A 19,517-nucleotide genomic window follows, 5' to 3' on the forward strand; every position below is an offset into this window, starting at 1 on the left:
CCGGTGGCTCGCCATGTCCGTGTAGCAATAGGGAAGGGGGCGGCACAGAAGAAGGTGCAGCAAATGGCCCGGCAGCAGAACACTGCCGGGCCGGGAGGTCAGAGCCCTCCAAGTGCCACGTATTTGATTTCCAGGTAGTCCTCGATACCGTACAGGGAGCCTTCACGGCCCAGGCCGGACGCCTTGACGCCGCCAAAGGGAGCAACTTCCGTAGAAATGATGCCTTCATTAACGCCGATCATGCCCACTTCCAGGCCCTCGATGACGCGGAAGATGGTCCCGACATCGCGCGCATAGACATAGGCCGCCAGGCCAAAGGGCGTGTCGTTGGCCATGGTCAGCGCCTCCTGCTCTGATGTGAAGCGAAACAGCGGTGCCACCGGACCGAAGGTTTCGTCACTGAACACCAGAGCTTCGCGTGGCACATCAATCAGCACGGTCGGCTCGAAGAAACTGCCACCCAAGGCATGCCGCTGGCCGCCGGCAATGACCCGGGCGCCCTTGCTCACGGCATCGGCAATGTGTTCTTCCACCTTCAATACGGCCGCTTCATTGATCAGCGGTCCCTGCACCACGCCTTCGTGCATGCCATCGCCAACCTTGAGGGCTGCGGTGGCTTCAGCCAGCTTGCTGGCAAATGCGTCGTAAATGCCGGCCTGGACCAGGATCCGGTTGGCCGCGACACAGGCCTGGCCGGTATTGCGGTATTTGGCGGCCAGTGCGCCCTTGACGGCGGCATCGACATCGGCGTCATCGAAGACGATAAAGGGCGCGTTACCGCCCAGCTCCATGCTGGTCTTCTTGATGGTCGGCGCGCACTGGGCGAGCAACTGAGCGCCCACCTCGGTCGAACCGGTGAACGACAGCTTGCGTACGGCCGGATGGGCTGTAAGCTCGCCGCCGATCGCCTGCGCCGAGCCGGTGACCACATTACAGACGCCTGCCGGCAGACCGGCACGCTCGGCCAGCACGGCAAGTGCCAAGGCTGACAACGGGGTCTGGCTGGCCGGCTTGATCACCCCTGCGCAGCCCACGGCCCAGCCGGGACCCGCCTTGCGAGTGATCATTGCCGCCGGGAAGTTCCACGGCGTGATGGCGGCAAAGACGCCGATCGGGGCCTTCTGCACCAGAATCTGCCGGCCGTGCGCATTCTGCGGAATGATGTCGCCGTAGACCCGCTTGGCCTCTTCGGCAAACCACTCGATGAAGCCTGCGGCATAGAGGATTTCACCCCGCGACTCGACCAGGGGCTTGCCTTGCTCGGCCGTCATGATCGTGGCCAGGTCGTCCAGGTTTTCCAGCATCAGGTCGTAAAGCGTGCGCAGCACCCTGGCCCGCTCCTTGGGCAGTGTCTTGCGCCATCCCTGCATGGCGCGCTCGGCCGCTTCGATGGCCCGGCGGGTTTCGTCCGCGCCACCCTTGGGCACGCGTGCCACCAACTCGCCGGTGGCCGGGTTTCTCACTTCGAGGGTCTGGCCGCTGTCGGCCTGTACCCATTGTCCGTCGATCAGCATGGCCTGGCGCAGCAGGTCCGGGTCCTTGAGGGGCAGCGTGACTGTCTTGGTGTTGGTCATGGTCGTGGTCCTCACACCGGATGGCGGCCGACGAAAAAGGCTTCGTCGAGATCGCGGGTAGGATTCAGGCCGGCCACTTCCAGGCCTTTGCGCAGCACCGCCATGTCACGCTGGTACACGCGTTGGGTGGGGTGCGGCATGGGCCCGCCGTTGTAGCCCTGCAACCATCCCTGGTATTTCCACATCATGCGGTTGAGCAAGCCGTTGGCGGCCATCGGCAGGCTGGCGAAGGCCTTGCGCGCAGGGTCCATCTTGTACCAGAGCTGCGTGGCTTCGTCGTACTGGCCGGCGCGGATCAGGGTATGGATCTGTGGCAGCAGCGGACCGTAATAGGCCGAATAGTTAGTGCCGCAAAAGGGAATATCCATCACCTGTGCCAACGGCACGTATTCATATTCCAGCGGTGACGAGATCACCACCTCTTGATGAAACTCGCGATGCACCTCGATGGCCGACATGATGTAGGGCAGGCCGCCCTCGGCCTTGATGGCCACCACGTTGGGAATCTCATCGACCATGCGTCGCAGCACAGCCAGCGGAATGTCGGCCGGGTGCAGGCGGCTGAAGCCCCAGGCCGGCAACGGGAAAATGATCACGCCCAGCCGGGTGGCGTCGCAAATGGCCTTGGTGTAGGCGAAGACCTCTTCGTAATCCTTCGGGTAGAAATACGGCGGGTAGCCCAGCAGCACCAGGTCGGCGCCGGCCTCTTCGGCGCGCTTCACCGCTTCGATGTTGTCTTCCAGGGTGTTGAACACCGCGTGGTGAACAATCACCAGGCGGCCTGCGGCCTGGTCGGCCATGATCCGGCAGAACTCACCGTACTGTTCCTGCGTGATCGCCACTTCCGAGCAGGACAGTGAACCGACGAATCCGTGCTGGATGGCCAGCTCGACATCGTGGCGCACCGCCTTTTCATTGATGCGCCTGAAGTCCGAGGTCATGGTCGGGATGGTGACGTTGGCAACGCCCTTGAGGTGTTCGCGAGCCCATTCGCGGGCGTCTTTCTTGTTGTAATTGGCCATTTACAAGGCTCCTTGGGGGTAAGTGGGTGTACAGATCAGCGTTTTGTCTCGAATTCGATTGGCAAGGCGGTGGCGAGGCCGGCCTCAAGGGCTTTGGTCAGGATCAGCTCGGCCACCACGATGTCCTGCAGGCCGCCACCGACCGACTTGTACATCGGTGTGCGGGCCCGGGCGAGGGCCTCATCGCAGGCACCGCTCATCAGGTCCGCCAGACTGTAGGTCTTGCTGTGCACATCGATACCGGCGGCCTGGGCCGCCAGCATGTCACCGGTTTCTTCCAGCACTTCTTCGCGCATGTCGCAAATGATCAGGTCGCTACGCTCGACCACCGACACATCGATTTCCCGTTGTTCCGGGATGGTGGAGCCGATCGATACCACGGTGGCGCCAGGCTTGAGCCAGTCACCGAACAGAATGGGTTGTTCATCGCGTGAACGGGCTGCAGTCAGTACCAGGTCTGCGCCTTCGACGGCCTCCCGGGCGGTGGCTGCGCCTTTGGCCGGTATGCCCAGGTCCTGGGTGACGGCCTCGGCAAAGGCGGTCCGTTTTTCCGGGGTCGGGCTGAAGACGGTCACTTCGATGAGTTCGCGCACGCTGGCGAACGCTCGGGTGTGCATGGTCGCTTCCAGCCCGCTTCCCAGAACTGCCAGGCGCAACGGGCGCTTGGGCGCCAGGCGATCCAGTGCCGCCGCCGACGTGGCTGCGGTCCGCAGGCCGGTGACCAGATTGCCGTCGACAAAGGCTGCAATCCGGTTGGTGGTGCGATCGAACAACACAATGACGTACTCGATGCCGGGCGGTGCATCACCCATGTTCGAGCCCATCAGCTTGGCGCCGTAATAGCGGCTGCCCGGCGGAATGGCCGGCAGGTTGCGCAGCCAGGTCTTTTCCAGCACCGCCACCGTGCGCGGTGGGGTGGCCTTGGCAGGGATGTCATGGGCGTAAGCGCGCTGCAGGGCGGCAATGGCATCTTCCCAGCGAAATACAGCGCGTGCCGTATGGCTGGAAACGAAAACCGGTGAGTGAGTGTTGGCAGTCATGACGCAGGGCTCCATATCGCAAAGAAGATTCTTATAAACGATACGGAGCGTATCTAAAATCAATATTCTCTACAAGCCAGTTGAGTGAATGAAAAAATGCCTGATTTGAAAAGCAGGGATGCTTGAAATATCGAAACGATACGTATAGTTTGTTTTGTGTTCATACAGCGCCTCAGGAGAAAACAATGAAATTGGGTCGGTTTGTGGTTGAAGGGTTGGACGGTCCGGTGCAGCGCATCTGCATGGTCTTGCCTGAACAAGGTCGGGTCATTGACCTGCGTGCGGCCGAAGCACTGCGGCTGCAGTCGCAAGGTGCTACCCGCGAAGCGGCGTTGCGCTATGCCTCAACGGTCTTTCCCGAAAGCATGTCGGCAGCCATCGCCCTGGGTCAGCAATTTCTCGATACGGCACACCAGGCCGCGCACGCGTTTGGCGACGATGCCTCGCGCAGCATCGACACACTGCAATGGGGCCCCGCCTGTGATCCCTCGGTGGTCCGTGATGGCTTGACGTTCACCAAGCACATCCGCCAATTTCACGAGCGGATGAACATTACGCCCACCCCGGCCTTGCTGGATATTCCCGGCTACTTCAAGGGCTCGCCCTGGACCGTGATCGGCCACGACGCCGAAGTGCCCTGGCCTGCCAAGGGACAGCGGGTCGATTACGAGCTGGAAATCGGCTGGGTTATCGGCCAGCGCGCGCACAACATTCTTCCCGAAGACGCCCGCTCGCATATTTTCGGGCTGACCATTTTCAACGACTTCAGCGCGCGTGACCTGCAAGCCAACGAGTTCGCCATCGGCATGGGACCGACCAAGAGCAAGGACTTTGCCTATGGCATTGGTCCATGGATCACCACCATCGATGAGTTCACCAACCTCAACGACATCAAGATGTCCGTGCGCGTCAATGGCGAAACCTGGGGTGAAGGTGACTCCTCCGAAATGCTCTGGACGCCTGAAGAGCTGATTGCCTATGTCTCGATCGGCGATCATGTCCAGCCAGGCGATGTCATCGGTTCCGGCACCATGGGCAATGGCTCTGCGCTGGAGCTGGGCCGCAGCCTGAATCCGGGCGATGTCGTCGAACTGGAGGTGTCCGGCGTGGGCGTCCTGCGTAACCGTATCGGCCAGCGTCCGGCCGATGCCTGGTGGCCGGCTCGTCGCGAAGCCTTCATGTAGGCCATGTGCAGCAGGGCCTGGTAATACCGTAGCATCAGCGCGGTTGCTTACATTGCCAGGCCTTGAACGGTCGCCGGGTAGGTGATCGCACGCAACACGTGTGTTTTTGCAGCTACCACCCGCCACAGAAGCGGAGAGGAGACAAGAAATGAACGAAATCAAACGCGTCCTGATCGTCGGCAGCGGCATCGGTGGCGCCACCGCCGCCTACGCTCTGCGCAGGGTCGGCGTCGATGTCCATTGCATCGATATCAAGACTGAGACCCCTATGGTCGGGTCTGGCATCTGCATGCTGCACAATGCCATGCGGGCCATGGCCAGCCTTGACCTGGCCCAGGCCTGTCTCGACAGCGGCTATCACTTCGATGCGTTCCGCCAGTTCGACTCGGCAGGGCAACTGCTGCGCACCAACCCGGCGCCGCCCAGTTGCGGCATCCGCCGGCCTGAGCTGGCACGCATCCTGGAGACGGCCGCCGAGGGCGCCGGGGCGATCTTCGACAGAGGGCTCACGGTGCAAAGCCTGGTCAACCGGGCAGAGGGCGTCGATGTCCGCTTCTCTGATGGCCGTGAGGCCACCTACGATCTGGTCGTGGCGGCAGATGGGGTCTATTCCAGGCTGCGCCAGCAACTGTTCGGCACCGACTGCTCGCCACGTTTTGCCGGCCAGAGCGTGTGGCGCTTCAACGCCCCACGGCCTGCCGAAGTCGACGCGTTCTGCCTGTTTCGCACCGCCTCGGGCAGAACCGTGGGTTCGTTCCCGACCTCCCAGGAAAGCTGCTACATCTTTTACCTGGAAAACAGCCCGGAGCCGCTGCGTGTTCCGGAGGCGGAGGCACACCTGCTGATTCGCGAGCGATTGTCCGAGTTCACGGCACCGGCGATCCGTGCGTCGCTGGAATGCGTGACCCAGCCCAGGCAGGTCATTTTCCGGCCCCTGGACATCACCCTGGTGCCTGCTCCCTGGCACCGTGAGCGGGTTGTATTACTGGGCGATGCCGCCCATGCCCCGACGCCGCACATGACCTCGGGCGGGGGCATGGCCATCGAGGATGCCGTGGTCCTGGCCGACTGCATCGCCGCCACACAATCGGGCCAGGCGGCGCTCGAGCTGTATTCCAATCGTCGTTACGAGCGGTGCAAGACCATCTGTGACGCCTCCTTGCAGCTGTGCCGCAATGAACAGCAAGACCCCCTGGGCAATCGGGAAAAATCGGCGGCCTTGTTGTTGTCCACTTATCAGTTTCTGGGGCAGCCGATTTAAAGACGCGTTATCGACATCTCAGGGTTTTCCAATAACAACAAGAGCGATCAGCAGCTATGAACCTTACCTTGAAAGAGTCTGTAACCGCCGGCCTGATCGGCGGCGTCGTCTCGGCCATCGTGGCTTTTGTCGTGGCCTACTACCTCGTGCCCTTTCCGGGCGATGCGCTTGAAAACTCCATAGGCAATGGCATCAGCGGGCTGTTCAGTGGCTTGTTCAGCGGTTTTGTCGGTGTCTTTGTCGTGCTCAGGAAACTGCACGCGGCCCACTGACAGATAACCCGCCTGCCGATGATCTTCAGGCGAGCCATCGTTCGTGCCCGACATGAACGATGGGTCGCCTGAAAAAGAGGCAGGACCCTTCGCGTTCCCGGATGACTCTTATGCTGCGAAATCTGAAGTTGGCACCGCGCTCTGTTCTGAGCTTCGGGGCCATAGCCCTGGTCGTCGTACTGCTGGGCGGCTTTTCAGTGGTCAAGATTCAGGAAATGTCTGATCAGTCGATGGTGATCAGTGAAAAATGGCTGCCCAACATCATGCGCTTGAGCGACCTGGTCAAGGCCCAGTTGCGTAACCATGCCGTGATGGCACAGATGGCCGCCGTGGTCGATCCTGTGGCCAGGCAGGAAGGGCTGGACAACCTGCAACGCATGATTGCCGATGCGCGGGTTTTGCGTGACGCCCTGGCGCCAGGTCTGAGCGACGCCGCCGAGCGAGCCGCATTCGAGCAGTTGATAGCGGCTGACCAGGTGTATGGCGCCGAACAGCAACAGATCATCGCCCAGCTTGCAGCCGGCAACCTGAGCGACGCCGTACTTGGCCTCAAAGGCAATGCCATGGCCTACGGCATCAAGCTTGGCATGGCGACAGACCATTTGATGAAGCTCAATGTCCAGGGGTATGAGCGCGCGTCCGAAGACCTGTTCGTGGCCCGCGACAGCGCCCGCAAAGGCGTGCTGTTTGCGGTGTTGGCCGCGGCGATCATGACGATCGGCCTGGCGGTCCTGTACACCCGCAGCATCGTGCAACCATTGAGTCATGCCGTAGAAGTCCTCGATCTGGTGAGCAAGGGCGACCTGACCCGGGAAATCAGTGTGTCAGACCACGATGAACCGGCCTTGGTGCTGCGCTCGCTCAAGCTCATGCAGACGGCGCTCAGGGCCGTGATGGACGAGATCGCCGGTGCTTCGCTGCGCATTGCGACCTCGGTGCAGGCGCTGGACACGGTGTCCGAGTCCTCCACCCGCAGCATGCACCGGCAGGACGAGGAAGTGACCGGCGCTGTTTCGGTTGTGCAGGTGGCCAGCCAGGCCATTGACGAAGTCGCCCGCAACGCCGCCTGGACTGCCGAAGCCTCGCACCGTTCGGATCTCAATGTGCGGGCCGGCTGTGAGCAGGTCGAGAAAATGGTCGACGCCATCGTGGCGTTGTCCAGCGAAGTGGAACTGACCAACCAGCAGATTCATGAGCTGGCCACCAGCATTGCCTCGGTTACCCGGATCATCGAAGTCATTCGCACGGTCGCCGAGCAGACCAACCTGCTGGCGCTCAATGCGGCCATCGAAGCTGCACGCGCCGGCGAGGCCGGGCGTGGTTTTGCCGTCGTGGCCGATGAGGTAAGGGCCCTGGCGCACAGGACCAAGGATTCTACGCAGGAAATCGAAGTGCTGATCGGACGTATCCAGGCGGTGACAGGCCGTGCCGTCCAGTCCATGCAGCGCAGTTCGCAGAGCGCTACGGCCACCTTGAGTCTTGCCGGGCATGCCGACCAGGCGCTCAAGGACATCCGTGAATCGATAGAAACCATCAGTGCGCGCAGCCAGGTGATTTCCGGTGCGGCAAGCGAACAGGCCGGCATGATGAGCCATGTCAATCAGAGCCTGCAGGTGATTCAAGGACGCTTTCAGGATGCATCCGAAGGCGTCAGCCAGACACGCCAGGCCAGCCGGGACCTGGCCTCGCAGGCACAGATACTCAGTGCCCTGGTGTCGCGCTTTCAGACCTGAGCGGGACTTGCTACCGGTCATTTTCCGGTTGCTCTGGTTTTGTCATCCCATCCCCAACAACTCGCCCACCGGCAGTCGGTGGGTGGTTTTCAGCTCGCGCAGGGAAAGGTTGGAGCGGATGCTGGTAACCCCCGGCAGCTTACGCAGGACCTTTTCGACAAACCGGCTGTAGCCATCCAGATCCTTGGCGACCACTTGCAGCAAGTAGTCGGCCTCGCCTGTGGTGTTGTGGCAACTGAGCACCTGCGGGGCGGACTCGATGATGCGCTCGAAATGCGCGGTCGCCTCTTCGCCGTGTTCATGGCAGGAAATCTGCACGAACGCCATGACCCCAAGCCCGAGTTGCTTGCGGTTCAACACCGCCTGGTAGCCTTCGATGATACCGCTGTCCTCGAGTCGCTTCTGCCGGCGCCAGCAGGACGCCTCGCTGAGTGACAATTGCTCGGCGAGCTTCACGTTCGACAGCCTGCCATCACGCTGCAAGCACTCCGAAAGTGCGATGTCCAGCTTGTCCATGACCATGCTCATGAAAGAATCCTTCAGTTCAGGGTGGTTTTATGAAGCTTTATTTCACAGTGCCGAAGACGTTCCTTGCAATCTGAAAAGTAATTTCAGGCCGTTGATTCATAATTTTCACAGCGCGGTCCGTGCGTTTTCCAGACAGAGGTGACTTCATGAAAGCAGTTGTGTACGAAGCCTTTTCCCGGCCCCCCAGGCTGATGAGTGTTGAGGATCCTGCGCCCGAGCCGCATGGCGTTGTCGTCGAGGTGCTGGGCACGGGTGTGTGTCGCAGCGACTGGCATGGCTGGAAGGGGCATGATCCGGACATCCAGTTGCCGCACGTGCCAGGCCATGAACTGGCAGGCGTGGTCGCGGCTGTTGGCAGGGACGTGCGCAAGTGGAAGGTCGGGGATCGCATCACTGTGCCGTTCGTGGGCGGGTGCGGGGCTTGCCCTGAGTGCAACAGCGGCCAGCAACAGGTCTGCCACACCCAGTTTCAGCCGGGCTTCACCCATTGGGGCTCGTTTGCGCAATATGTGGGCATTCACCAGGCCGACCTGAATCTGGTGGCGCTGCCGGAACACATGGATTACGCCACGGCGGCCAGCCTGGGCTGCCGGTTTGTCACCTCGTTTCGCGCCGTGGTCGACCAGGGCCGGGTCAGCGCGGGGCAGTGGGTGGCGGTGCATGGCTGTGGTGGCGTTGGCCTGTCAGCGGTGATGATTGCCCAGGCGGTCGGTGCAAACGTGATCGCCATCGACATTGCCGAGGACAAACTGCAGCTGGCGCGTTCACTGGGGGCCGTGGCGACGGTCAATGCCAGCCAGGTCGCCAATGTGGTCGAGGCGGTGCAGGACATCACCCAGGGCGGGGCACATGTGTCTCTGGATGCGCTGGGGCACCCGACCACTTGCTTCAACTCCATCAGCAACCTGAGGCGTCGTGGCCGGCATGTGCAAGTCGGGCTGATGCTCGCCGATCACAGCACCCCGATCGTACCGATGAGCAAGGTCATTGCCCACGAACTGGAAATTGTCGGCAGTCACGGGATGCAGGCGCATCGCTATGGCGCGATGCTGGACATGATCACCTCAGGCAAGCTGGCGCCTGAAAAACTGGTGGGCAAGACCATCAGCCTGGAACAATCGATCGATGCACTGATGAACATGGACCGGTTTGAAACGGCCGGGGTGACAGTGATAACCACTTTCTGACCTGCGCGCCCCTGTGTAGGAGCGCGCTCTGCCCGCGACCGGCTGCGTTAGCAGTCGTAAATTTGCGGCGTTTCATACATCTTGAACGTTCACAATTATAAGTTTTCAGGGTTTCCGAGATTTTGCGAGCGCTGCGCACTCGGTCGCGGGCAGAGCGCGCTCCTACAAGCCATTCAGCCGCGAACCAGTTCGATCAGTGTCCTGGCCACGCCTTCGGAGCTGGCGGGGTTCTGGCCGGTGATCAGGCGGTCGTCTTCGACCACGAACGGGCCCCAGTCCGGGCCTTTTTCGTACAGCGCCCCGGCTTTTTCAAATTCGGTCTCGATCAGAAACGGCACCACGTCGGTCAGGCCCACAGCCTCTTCTTCGCTGTTGGTAAAGCCGGTGACCCGGCGGCCTTCGATCAGCAGCGCGCCATTGGCGGCCTTGACATGGCGCAGCACGCCTGGCGCATGGCAGACAAACCCGATCGGCCGACCGGTGCGCAAGTACGCTTCGATCAGGTTGATTGAGGTCTGCGATTCGGCCAGGTCCCACAACGGCCCATGACCGCCGGGATAGAACACGGTGTCAAAGTCCTCGACCTTGACGGTATCGAGCTTGACCGTATGAGCCAGGGCCTGCTGGGCCGCGTCATCGGCCTTGTAGCGCTCGGTGGCTTCGGTCTGTGCATCGGGCTCGTCGCTCTTGGGATCCAGCGGCGGCTGGCCACCGGCAGGGGAGGCCAGGACCACCTCGGCACCGGCATCCTTGAAGACGTAGTAGGGCGCTGCAAACTCTTCCAGCCAGAAGCCGGTTTTCTTGCCGGTATTGCCCAGTTGGTCGTGGGATGTCAGGACCATCAATACTTTCATGTCTCTTGCCTCGTTCCAGGGGGTTGGGCCTTTGGTGATTGGCGCCTCGGGCACATCGATGTCGTTATGACTGTTTGAGTCGCATGATGGCTCAAGTTCCCCAACAAATGTTTGCTTCTGATACAGCGGCGGTTCAGTTGCGCTGAAGTATTGAACTCCCTTGACTTGCCGATGATCTTTACCCGTCGCGCCACAGCCTGCCGCGGGCATCACGGCCTTCATCATCAGGAAGCGTTTATCTTATGCCCGACACTCGTAATACCTTCATCCGCAAGTGGTGGCCGGTGCCTGTGATCGGCGCCATTGCCGGATCGCTGCTGCTGGCCTTTGCCTGGAGCGCCGGCTGGGTCGGCGACCGGGTCACCGCCAAGGCCTTCGTCAATGCCTCGCCGACCTTCCCGCCAGGCTTTCGCCGCGCGCACGGTAAGGGGCTGTGCTATGCGGCCACCTTCCGCCCGACCGAGGCGGGCCGGGCGCTGTCCAGGGCCCGGGCCTTTTCCCAGGCCGAGGTGCCGGTGGTGGGGCGCTTTTCGGTCGGTTCGGGCAACCCGTTTGCCACCGATGACTCGAGCAAGGTCATCAGCATGGCGCTGCTGATGACCACCGACGACCAACAGCAGTGGCGCATGGCGATGAACAATCAGCCGTTCTTTGCCACCCATGACGCCGAAGGTTTCCTGGCCCTGCAAAAGGCCACCGCGCCGGATCCGGCCACCGGCAAGCCGGACCCTGAGCGTCTGGCGCAGTTTCTGACCCAGTACCCCGAAGCGAAGAAATTCCTTGAACGGGCCCGACAGGCACCAGCACCTGGCAGCTATGCCGGGGTGAACTTCAACGGCATCAATGCCTTTTACCTGACATCCGAACACGGCAACCGCGTGCCTGTGCGCTGGTCCTTGCGCGCCCACGACAGTTTTAAAGAACGTGACCCCCAGGCCGGCCCCGACTACCTGTTCCAGGACCTGAAAGACAAACTGGCCAATACGCCTTTGTACTGGGACTTTGTGCTGCAAGTGGCGCAGCCGGGCGATCCGGTTGACGACCCGTCCCAGCCCTGGCCAGAGGATCGCCAGCATGTGGTGGCCGGTACGGTTGAAGTCACGGCCGTCTCCGACCAGGCCACCGGCGCCTGCCGCGACGTCAATTTCGACCCCACGATCCTGCCGGCCGGCGTCGAGGTGTCAAACGATCCGATTCTCAGTGCCCGGTCAGCCGCCTATTCACGCTCGTTCAACCAGCGTGAGCGGGAAATCGGTTATGGCCAGGCCACCGAGGCCGTTGGCCGTCCGGTCGAACCCAGGAGCGTTCCATGAAGCCATCCAACCCTCCAGCGCCACGGCACTTCAACACCCTGGCGCGACTGCTGCACTGGCTGATGGCCTTGATGATCCTGGCCATGTTGTTTATCGGCGTGGGCATGGTCAGCTCGGTGCATCACCGCCTGTTTCTGATCGACCTGCATCGCCCGCTGGGCCTGGCCATCCTGCTGCTGGCCTTGGTCCGCCTGCTCAATCGCCTGACCCATACACCGCCGCCGTTGCCAGCCAGTGTGCCGGGCTGGCAGGCCTTCGTGGCCAAGGCCTCGCACTGGCTGCTGTACGCCTTGATGCTGGTGCTGCCCGTGCTGGGCTGGGCTTTGCTGTCGGCCGGTGGTTATCCGGTCACGGTGGTGACCGGCTGGAGCCTGCCGGCCATTGTCCCGGCCAGCCCGCAGGCCTATGCCTGGTTGCGCGATGCCCACGGCTGGCTGGCCTGGACCCTGTTCGCCACGGTGCTGGCGCACTTGTCGGCCGCGCTGCTGCATGCCTGGGTGTTGCGCGACGGGGTGTTTTCGCAGATGACCTGGCGCAAGCGCTGATCGCCATTCACCGTTCACGCGACAGGGCCGCGATTTCTTTACAGGGCTACTGGCACTGTGCCGTTTCGCTTGGGTCATAACCGTAACCCCGGCCGGCGGTGCACGGCGGCGTTGCGCAGGGGGCTTTCATTTCCTTCGTGCGGAAGCTTGCCATGTCAGCCACCCCATCCTCTGGCGCCGCTTCACGCGGCGGTCCTTCGCGCCGTACCCGTCGCGGCCTGGACGCGCTCAATTTCACCCTGGCCGATGTACGTGACGGCCTGGGGCCGTACCTGGCCATCTACCTGATTGCGGTGCGCGGCCCCGGTGAGGGCTGGAACGAGGCCACGGTCGGCTTTGTCATGACCCTGGCCGGTTTTGCCGGCCTGCTGGCGCAAACACCAATGGGCGCGCTGATCGACCGAACCCCCAACAAGCGCGCCATGATCGGCATCGCCGCGCTGGTGGTCACCCTGTGCTGCGTGGTGCTGCCACTGGTGTCGAACGTCTATATGGTTGCCGCCACGCAATCGCTGGCGCAAATCGCAGCGGCGGTCTTTGCCCCGGCACTGGCGGCCATCACCCTGGGCATCGTCGGCCCGGCGGCCTTTACCCGGCACATTGGCCGCAACGAAGGCTTCAACCATGCCGGCAATGCGTTTTCAGCGGCACTGGCGGCGATGCTAGGCTATGCCTTCGGGCCCATGGTGGTGTTCTGGCTCATGGGCATCATGGCGGTGACGTCCATTGCCGCCCTGTGGCGCGTGCCGGCCCATGAAATCGACGACAACCTGGCCCGGGGCCTGGAGAGCAACGCCGCGCCGCATGCGCATGCGCCGGTCTCGGCCTGGCAGGCGCTGCTGTCGAACCGGCACCTGATGCTGCTGGCGCTGCTGGCGGCGATCTTTCACCTGGCCAACGCGGCCATGCTGACCTCCATCGGCCAGCAACTGACCTACATCGTCGGCAAGGACAGCGCCACCTCACTGGTGGCGCTGTGTATCGTGGCGGCCCAGTGCGTGATGGTGCCGGTGGCAATCCTGACCGGCCGCAGCGCCGACCGCTTCGGGCGCAAGCCGATCTTCCTGGTGGCCTTTGCAGTGCTGGCGCTGCGCGGTGTGCTCTACACCTTTTCCGATAACCCGTACTACCTGGTGGCCGTGCAATGCCTGGACGGCGTCGGCGCCGGCATCTACGGCGCGCTGATTCCGGTGATCGTGGCCGACCTGACCCGTGGCACCGGTCGCTTCAATGTCAGCCAGGGCGCCATTGCCACCGCGCAAGGCGTGGGTGCGGCCATCAGCGCCACGATTGCAGGGCTGATCATCGTCAACTTCAGCTACGCCCACGCCTTCATGGTGCTGGCCGGCATCGCCGGCCTGGGCTTTGTGCTGTACCTGCTGCTGATGCCCGAAACCGCCAACACGTCCGTATCACAGGAGGTGTCCACCGGGTCGGCTGCCTGACCGATAGCCAAAGGCCTGGGCTGTTTGCATTTTGCCGCTATGCTCAGGCAGTGCTACACCCCTCAGACCTTTGCAAAGGATGACGTTGTCCATGATCTACAGGAAGTTGACCGCACTTGTCGTTGTCTCGTTTGCGCTGGGCGAAGCGCCCTTCGTCCACGGCGCCTCCACCGCCCCGGTTGCCGCCGAGAACGGCATGGTGGTGACCGCCCAGCACCTGGCCAGCCATGTCGGGGTGGACGTACTCAAGGCCGGCGGCAATGCCGTGGATGCGGCGGTGGCGGTGGGCTACGCGCTGGCCGTGGTCTACCCGGCAGCCGGCAACCTGGGCGGCGGCGGCTTCATGACCGTGCAGATGGCCGACGGCAAGAAAACCTTTCTCGACTTCCGCGAAAAGGCGCCTCTGGCGGCCACGGCCAACATGTACCTGGACAAGGACGGCAACGTGATCCCCGGCCTGAGTTCGCGCGGCCATCTGGCGGTGGGCGTGCCGGGCACCGTCTCGGGCATGGAATACGCCCGCGAAAAGTACGGCAGCAAGCCGCGCAGCGAACTGATCGCGCCGGCCGTCAAGCTGGCTGAAGAAGGCTTTGTGCTGGAGCAGGGCGACGTCGACCTGCTGTGGACCGCCACCGAAGACTTCAAGAAAGACATAAAGGACTCTGGTTCCATCTTTCTCTCCGATGGCAAGCCGATGCAGGTGGGCCAGAAACTGGTGCAGAAAGACCTGGCCAAAACCCTGCGTGAAATTTCCAGCAAAGGCCAGGACGGCTTCTACAAGGGCTGGGTGGCCGAGGCCATCGTCAATTCCAGCAAGGCGGGCAAGGGCATCATTGCCCAGGCCGACCTTGACCGCTACAAGACCCGTGAACTGGCTCCGGTCGAGTGCGACTACCGCGGCTACCATGTGGTGTCCGCGCCGCCGCCCAGTTCAGGCGGGGTGGTGATCTGCGAAATCCTTAACATCCTCGAAGGCTACCCGATGCAGGAACTGGGTTTCCGCTCGGCCCAGGGCATGCACTACCAGATCGAAGCCATGCGCCACGCCTATGTCGACCGCAACAGTTACCTGGGTGACCCGGACTTCGTGAAAAATCCGGTCGAGCGCCTGCTCGACAAGGGCTATGCGGACACGCTGCGCAAGGCCATCGACCCGCAGAAAGCCGCCATGTCCAAGGACCTGGCACCGGGCATCGTGCCGCATGAAGGCAACAACACCACGCATTATTCAATCGTCGACAAGTGGGGCAATGCGGTGTCGGTGACCTACACCCTCAACGACTGGTTCGGTGCCGGGGTCATGGCCAGCACCACCGGCGTACTGCTCAACGACGAAATGGACGACTTCACCGTCAAGGTCGGGGTGCCCAACATGTACGGCCTGGTGCAGGGCGAGGCCAACGCCATCGCGCCCGGCAAGACGCCGTTGTCGTCGATGAGCCCGACCATCGTCACCAAGGATGGCAAGCCGGTCATGGTGGTCGGCACCCCTGGCGGCAGCCGGATCATCACTGCCACCTTGTTGACCATGCTCAATGTCATCGACTATGGCATGAACATCCAGGAAGCCGTGGACGCGCCCAAGTTCCACCAGCAATGGCTGCCGGAAGAAACCAACCTGGAAACCTTCGCCATCAGCCCCGACACCCGCAAGATCCTCGAAGGCTGGGGGCATAAGTTCAGCGGGCCGCAAGACCCCAACCACATGGCCGCCATTCTGGTCGGCGCGCCGACGCTGAACGGCCAGCCGGTGGGCGACAACAAGTACTACGGCGCCAACGATCCGCGGCGCAACACCGGGTTGTCGCTGGGCTATTGAGCCGGTACGTGCCTGGCGAATGAGCGCCTGCATTCGCGACCGCTGGTCGCTCCCACATGAGAGGCACGACGCAACCTCCGTAGGAGCGACCGATGGTCGCGAAAGGGCCGGTGCATTCAACCTGTTCAGCGCCTGGCAGCCTGCATTCGCGACCGCTGGTCGCTCCCACATGAGAGGCACGACGCAACCTCCGTAGGAGCGACCGATGGTCGCGAAAGGGCCGTTACATTCAACCTGTTCAGTGCCTGCCAGCCTGCATTCGCGACCGTTGGTCGCTCCCACAGATCAGCGGCACGACGCAACCTCCGTAGGAGCGACCGATGGTCGCGAAAGGGCCGGTGCATTCAACCTGTTCAGCGCCTGCCAGCCTGCATTCGCGACCGCTGGTCGCTCCCACAGATCAGCGGCATGACGCAAAAACCCGGGTCTAGGCGCCCACCTCGAAGATCACCCCTTCAACGCCTACGATCTCCCCACTGTTCGAATACAGCCCCACACCCGTCTCGCAGACGTCCTTGATGCGCCCGTCGGCGCAGCAGATCCGGTACCGCAACTGAAACGGCTCATGCTTGAGCAGTGCGCATTGCACGCAGTACCAGACGTAATCGGCGTATTCCTCCAGGATCAACGAGCCAAAGCTGTGCTCGCGCATCAGTTGCTCGGCCGAGTAGCCGGTCAGGTGCAGGCAGCCTTCGCTGACGTACTGCATGCGCCAGGCGCGCACGTTGTCGCCCTTGTAGATCAGGGCCGGCAAATCGTTGACCAGCCCGCTGACACTGACAGCGGCAGGCCGCTCGGTGAGCGTTATCGGTTCATGGTCCTGCTGCTGCGCTTCATGACGATGCATCCATGACGCCAGCTCCAGGCGTGAATGCAGATCGAATTTGCGCAGCAGGTTGCGCACATAAATCTTCACGGTCGCATCACTGATGCCCAGTTCCCGGGCGATCTGCTTGTTGTTGTGCCCGGCGGTGATCAAACCCAGGGTCTGTTTTTCTCGTTCGGTCAGCGAATCAAGCGCCGACAGCGGCAAGGGTGCGGGGCGGGTCATGTGCACGTGTGTCCTCCCGTCTTATGAGTCATCAGACGCAGCAAATTCCATGCCCTGTATTGCGCACTACGCCTTTGGGAGTAGCTCGTCTGGAGGATTGAGCGTAAATGCCTGATAGGAAATTATCTTGCTCATGGAGAAACATATCCGGGCAATCCCGCCCTCGCCATTACGAGGCTCGACATGAACGACACTGCAGCGCCGCGCCATACCAGCCTGCCGTATTACGACCTGCCGTCCGGCGAGCAGCGGCCCCTTCAGCGCGTACTGGTGACGCAAGGGCAGGGCGCCGCGTTAGCCGCCACCCTGCAGGCCGGTTGCACCACCGGCCTGACGCACTTCAGCCTGCCCGGCCACCGGGACCTGGTCACCTTGCAGCAGGCCCTGGCCGCACACCTGCACCACAGCCATGTGGGTACGCACCTGCATGTGCAGGGCGACGAGGCGTTTCTCTGGGCCTTGCGCACGGTGGCGGCCGATGCCGGACTGCTGAGTGAGGAAATCACCCTGCACCTGGAAACGGCCACTGCCCGGTCGGTGTTTTGCGTGCACTGCGCGCATGTGCAATCGGCCACCGAGGCCGACCGGCACACCTGCTGCCAGTGCGCGGTGGTGCTTGAAGTACGGGCGCATTTCTCCCGGCGCCTGGGCGCTTATATCGGCGTCTGTGCCGACGCCGACCAGCCCTGTGGGGAGGTGCGTCCATGAGTCAGACCCTTGCCGTACGGGTGGCCGAAACCCATCTGCTGACGCCGGTGGTGCGCGAGTTGCTGCTGGAGCCTGTCAGCGGCGCCTTGCCGGCCTTTTCAGCCGGCAGCCATGTGCAGGTGCACCTGCCCAATGGCCGGCGCAACGCCTACTCGCTGCTCAGCGATCCGGCCCAGCCGAGTCATTACCGCATTGCGGTACGGCGTCAGCCACAGTCGCGCGGCGGTTCGCACTACATCCACGATCAGGTGCAGGTCGGTGACCGGCTAGAGATTTCACCGCCCGCGAACCTGTTCGCCCTGCACAGCCAGGCGCGCCTGCACCTGCTGATTGCCGTCGGCATCGGCATTACGCCGTTCATGGCCTATTGCGCCGAACTGCTGCGCCAGGGCCAGGCGTTCGAGCTGCACTACGCTTGCCGCCAAGGCTTCAGTGATGCCTACCTCGACACCCTGCGCGATCAACTGGGCGCACGCCTGCATGTCTACGCCAGCCCCACCCGACGCCTGGACCTGGCCACCGTGCTGGGCAATCGCCCCTTGGGCACGCATGTCTATGCCTGCGGCCCGCAAACCCTGATCGACACCCTGCGCGAACACAGCCAGGCGCTGGGCTGGCCGGCCGGCCGGGTGCACTGGGAAGCCTTCACCGCGCCGGCGCCGGGGTTGCCCTTTGCCGTGCACCTGGCGCGCAGCGGCCGGCAGGTAAAGGTCGGCGCCGAAGACAGCCTGCTCGAAGCGCTGGAGGCCGCCGGCGTCGAGGTGCCCAACCTGTGCCGCGGCGGGGTCTGCGGCCAGTGCCAGACCGCCTATGTACAAGGCGCGGTCGAGCACCGCGACCTGTTTCTGAGCGACAGCGAACGCGCCACCCACTTGATGCCCTGTGTGTCGCGCAGTTGCGGCGACGCACTGGTGCTCGATATCTGATTGCGGAGATGTGCCCATGACCCTTGCCTTCAAGACGCCGCAAACCTACTGCGACGATTTCAGCTTTCGCAACAGCCCGCAGGCCATCGCGCGCTTTCCGTTTCCGTTTCCTGAAGACCAGTACATGTACTCGGTGAACATTGAGCCTGCGCTGTCGCGTGACCCAGGCTCGATCTACGAGCACAGCTTCGACATCGACGAGCATTACCTGTCCGAGACCGCCGAGCGGGCCCGGGTGCTGGCCCGCGATCCGGGGCGCTGCCTGGTCATGCCGCACATGACCCAGGCCGCCTGGGACCTGCTGCAGGTGCTGATGGAGCACCTGTCCACCGACTACCCGCAGCACTTTCGCCTGCAGCGCGACGGTACGGCCTGGCACTGGCAGAACCTGGCCATGGGCATCGACCAGCACTTTACCTTTGGCAATGCGCAGACCCTGCCGTGCGAGCCGCTGGAGTACATCACCCGCCAGGTACAAGGCGATTTCGCCGTGCTCGACCAACGTGATGGCGACCTGTTCATGGACGCCGGCATGGTGACCTGTCCAGCCGACTGGTCACTGCGTTTCGATGCCGGCATGAGCTTCAAGCAGTGGCATGCGCCGGTGCCGATGGCACACCAGATGGGCATTTTCGACCGGGCCCTGAAATACCTGCTGAACGTGCAGGTCGGCCAGCCGGTGCGCCGGCTGAACTGGACCCTGACCCTCAACCCGCGCCTGGATTCCTCGCCGGAAACCTTTCATGAATGGGGCAGCGACCGGGGCAAGGTCACCGCCGAGAACGTCGGGCGCCTGGTGCACCTGCGTGTCGAGTTGCAACTGATGATGCGCCTGCCGCGCTCCAATGCCTTGATGTTCGGTATCCGCACCTACCTGATCAGCCTGGACGAACTGGCCACCCGACCGGCCTGGGCGCAGCGCCTGCACCGGGTGATCCGCGACCTGCCCGACGCCATCGCCGACTACAAGGGCATGACCCGCTACCGACAGACCCTGATCGACTGGTTGCGCCGTTTCGACCCTGTTTGAACGCCGACTCCCCAAGAGGATTTTT

The 19,517-nt window shown here is 62.7% G+C and carries 18 protein-coding genes and 1 pseudogene; 13 read left to right on the forward strand and 6 right to left on the reverse strand.

The window, feature by feature from the left end; genetic code table 11:
* Positions 1-98: 98 nt before the first annotated feature.
* From ASF84_RS09920 to ASF84_RS09930, 3 genes are read right to left on the reverse strand one after another with little or no spacing between them, the layout of a single operon-like run.
* A complete protein-coding gene (locus ASF84_RS09920; RefSeq protein ID WP_201783673.1) occupies positions 99-1,550 on the reverse strand; it encodes an NAD-dependent succinate-semialdehyde dehydrogenase in 1,452 nt (483 codons plus the stop codon).
* A 35-nt stretch (positions 1,551-1,585) separates the two neighbouring features.
* Entirely contained in the window at positions 1,586-2,596 is a 1,011-nt protein-coding gene (locus tag ASF84_RS09925; protein WP_056837705.1) for a dihydrodipicolinate synthase family protein, read from the reverse strand.
* 35 nt (positions 2,597-2,631) lie between these two features.
* On the reverse strand, positions 2,632-3,636 hold the full coding sequence (locus tag ASF84_RS09930; RefSeq protein ID WP_056837707.1) for an ornithine cyclodeaminase family protein: 1,005 nt from the start codon (positions 3,634-3,636) through the stop codon (positions 2,632-2,634).
* A 185-nt stretch (positions 3,637-3,821) separates the two neighbouring features.
* On the opposite strand from ASF84_RS09930, the gene ASF84_RS09935 reads away from it, so the two are divergent.
* The 5 genes and pseudogenes from ASF84_RS09935 to ASF84_RS30205 all read left to right on the forward strand — a co-directional run bounded on the left by ASF84_RS09935 (position 3,822) and on the right by ASF84_RS30205 (position 8,086).
* On the forward strand, positions 3,822-4,820 hold the full coding sequence (locus tag ASF84_RS09935) for a fumarylacetoacetate hydrolase family protein (RefSeq protein WP_056837709.1): 999 nt from the start codon (positions 3,822-3,824) through the stop codon (positions 4,818-4,820).
* A 148-nt stretch (positions 4,821-4,968) separates the two neighbouring features.
* Positions 4,969-6,081, forward strand: a complete 1,113-nt coding sequence (locus tag ASF84_RS09940; RefSeq protein ID WP_056837711.1) for an FAD-dependent monooxygenase — start codon at positions 4,969-4,971, stop codon at positions 6,079-6,081.
* Between the two features lie 68 nt (positions 6,082-6,149).
* A complete protein-coding gene (locus ASF84_RS09945) occupies positions 6,150-6,353 on the forward strand; it encodes a hypothetical protein (RefSeq protein WP_236709401.1) in 204 nt (67 codons plus the stop codon).
* A 110-nt stretch (positions 6,354-6,463) separates the two neighbouring features.
* Positions 6,464-6,967, forward strand: a pseudogene (locus ASF84_RS30200) (MCP four helix bundle domain-containing protein); the annotation flags it as partial.
* Positions 6,968-7,486: 519 nt separating this feature from the next.
* Positions 7,487-8,086, forward strand: a complete 600-nt coding sequence (locus ASF84_RS30205; RefSeq protein ID WP_421958016.1) for a methyl-accepting chemotaxis protein — start codon at positions 7,487-7,489, stop codon at positions 8,084-8,086.
* Positions 8,087-8,128: 42 nt separating this feature from the next.
* Here ASF84_RS30205 and ASF84_RS09955 read toward each other — a convergent pair whose 3' ends face one another.
* Positions 8,129-8,614: an Lrp/AsnC family transcriptional regulator gene (locus tag ASF84_RS09955; protein WP_056837717.1), complete on the reverse strand. Its 486-nt coding sequence runs from the start codon at positions 8,612-8,614 to the stop codon at positions 8,129-8,131.
* A gap of 146 nt (positions 8,615-8,760) precedes the next feature.
* Between ASF84_RS09955 and ASF84_RS09960 the strand changes: the two genes are divergently transcribed.
* The gene (locus ASF84_RS09960; protein ID WP_056837719.1) at positions 8,761-9,801 is read left to right on the forward strand and encodes a zinc-dependent alcohol dehydrogenase family protein; all 1,041 of its coding nucleotides are present in this window, start codon (positions 8,761-8,763) and stop codon (positions 9,799-9,801) included.
* Between the two features lie 173 nt (positions 9,802-9,974).
* On the opposite strand, the gene ASF84_RS09965 is transcribed toward ASF84_RS09960, so the two are convergent.
* On the reverse strand, positions 9,975-10,655 hold the full coding sequence (locus tag ASF84_RS09965; RefSeq protein ID WP_056837721.1) for a type 1 glutamine amidotransferase domain-containing protein: 681 nt from the start codon (positions 10,653-10,655) through the stop codon (positions 9,975-9,977).
* A gap of 242 nt (positions 10,656-10,897) precedes the next feature.
* Between ASF84_RS09965 and ASF84_RS09970 the strand changes: the two genes are divergently transcribed.
* The 4 genes from ASF84_RS09970 (at position 10,898) to ggt (ending at position 15,777) form a co-directional block, all read left to right on the forward strand.
* On the forward strand, positions 10,898-11,968 hold the full coding sequence (locus ASF84_RS09970; RefSeq protein WP_056837723.1) for a catalase family peroxidase: 1,071 nt from the start codon (positions 10,898-10,900) through the stop codon (positions 11,966-11,968).
* Entirely contained in the window at positions 11,965-12,513 is a 549-nt protein-coding gene (locus ASF84_RS09975) for a cytochrome b (RefSeq protein WP_056837725.1), read from the forward strand. Before ASF84_RS09970 ends, ASF84_RS09975 begins: the two co-directional genes overlap by 4 nt.
* 152 nt (positions 12,514-12,665) lie before the next feature.
* Positions 12,666-13,958 (forward strand): MFS transporter, encoded by a 1,293-nt coding sequence (locus ASF84_RS09980; protein ID WP_056837727.1) that lies wholly within the window; start codon positions 12,666-12,668, stop codon positions 13,956-13,958.
* A gap of 91 nt (positions 13,959-14,049) precedes the next feature.
* Positions 14,050-15,777, forward strand: a complete 1,728-nt coding sequence (gene ggt / locus ASF84_RS09985; protein ID WP_056837729.1) for a gamma-glutamyltransferase — start codon at positions 14,050-14,052, stop codon at positions 15,775-15,777.
* A 427-nt stretch (positions 15,778-16,204) separates the two neighbouring features.
* Here the strand turns inward: ggt and ASF84_RS09990 are convergent, their stop codons facing one another.
* A complete protein-coding gene (locus tag ASF84_RS09990) occupies positions 16,205-16,828 on the reverse strand; it encodes a LuxR C-terminal-related transcriptional regulator (protein WP_056837731.1) in 624 nt (207 codons plus the stop codon).
* Between the two features lie 183 nt (positions 16,829-17,011).
* Here ASF84_RS09990 and ASF84_RS09995 point away from each other — a divergent pair, with 183 nt between their 5' ends.
* The 3 genes from ASF84_RS09995 to ASF84_RS10005 are packed head-to-tail and all read left to right on the forward strand — an operon-like array spanning position 17,012 to position 19,492.
* A complete protein-coding gene (locus ASF84_RS09995; RefSeq protein WP_056837733.1) occupies positions 17,012-17,536 on the forward strand; it encodes a dimethylamine monooxygenase subunit DmmA family protein in 525 nt (174 codons plus the stop codon).
* Positions 17,533-18,462: a PDR/VanB family oxidoreductase gene (locus tag ASF84_RS10000; protein ID WP_056837736.1), complete on the forward strand. Its 930-nt coding sequence runs from the start codon at positions 17,533-17,535 to the stop codon at positions 18,460-18,462. Before ASF84_RS09995 ends, ASF84_RS10000 begins: the two co-directional genes overlap by 4 nt.
* A gap of 16 nt (positions 18,463-18,478) precedes the next feature.
* Entirely contained in the window at positions 18,479-19,492 is a 1,014-nt protein-coding gene (locus ASF84_RS10005) for a heme-dependent oxidative N-demethylase family protein (RefSeq protein WP_056837737.1), read from the forward strand.
* The last annotated feature ends 25 nt before the right edge of the window (positions 19,493-19,517 follow it).

The sequence above is a fragment of the Pseudomonas sp. Leaf127 genome (genome assembly GCF_001423155.1).
GTDB lineage: Bacteria > Pseudomonadota > Gammaproteobacteria > Pseudomonadales > Pseudomonadaceae > Aquipseudomonas > Aquipseudomonas ovata.

Bases quoted from the DNA above. Each gene is read 5' to 3' on its own strand.
- ASF84_RS09930 (WP_056837707.1), bottom strand. From the start codon at position 3,636: ATGACTGCCAACACTCACTCACCGGTTTTCGTTTCCAGCCATACGGCA.
- ASF84_RS09960 (WP_056837719.1), top strand. From the start codon at position 8,761: ATGAAAGCAGTTGTGTACGAAGCCTTTTCCCGGCCCCCCAGGCTGATG.
- ASF84_RS09970 (WP_056837723.1), top strand. From the start codon at position 10,898: ATGCCCGACACTCGTAATACCTTCATCCGCAAGTGGTGGCCGGTGCCT.
- ASF84_RS10005 (WP_056837737.1), top strand. From the start codon at position 18,479: ATGACCCTTGCCTTCAAGACGCCGCAAACCTACTGCGACGATTTCAGC.
- ASF84_RS09955 (WP_056837717.1), bottom strand. From the start codon at position 8,614: ATGAGCATGGTCATGGACAAGCTGGACATCGCACTTTCGGAGTGCTTG.
- ggt (WP_056837729.1), top strand. From the start codon at position 14,050: ATGATCTACAGGAAGTTGACCGCACTTGTCGTTGTCTCGTTTGCGCTG.
- ASF84_RS09980 (WP_056837727.1), top strand. From the start codon at position 12,666: ATGTCAGCCACCCCATCCTCTGGCGCCGCTTCACGCGGCGGTCCTTCG.
- ASF84_RS09940 (WP_056837711.1), top strand. From the start codon at position 4,969: ATGAACGAAATCAAACGCGTCCTGATCGTCGGCAGCGGCATCGGTGGC.
- ASF84_RS09925 (WP_056837705.1), bottom strand. From the start codon at position 2,596: ATGGCCAATTACAACAAGAAAGACGCCCGCGAATGGGCTCGCGAACAC.
- ASF84_RS09995 (WP_056837733.1), top strand. From the start codon at position 17,012: ATGAACGACACTGCAGCGCCGCGCCATACCAGCCTGCCGTATTACGAC.
- ASF84_RS09990 (WP_056837731.1), bottom strand. From the start codon at position 16,828: ATGACCCGCCCCGCACCCTTGCCGCTGTCGGCGCTTGATTCGCTGACC.
- ASF84_RS09975 (WP_056837725.1), top strand. From the start codon at position 11,965: ATGAAGCCATCCAACCCTCCAGCGCCACGGCACTTCAACACCCTGGCG.
- ASF84_RS30205 (WP_421958016.1), top strand. From the start codon at position 7,487: ATGGTCGACGCCATCGTGGCGTTGTCCAGCGAAGTGGAACTGACCAAC.
- ASF84_RS09965 (WP_056837721.1), bottom strand. From the start codon at position 10,655: ATGAAAGTATTGATGGTCCTGACATCCCACGACCAACTGGGCAATACC.
- ASF84_RS09935 (WP_056837709.1), top strand. From the start codon at position 3,822: ATGAAATTGGGTCGGTTTGTGGTTGAAGGGTTGGACGGTCCGGTGCAG.
- ASF84_RS10000 (WP_056837736.1), top strand. From the start codon at position 17,533: ATGAGTCAGACCCTTGCCGTACGGGTGGCCGAAACCCATCTGCTGACG.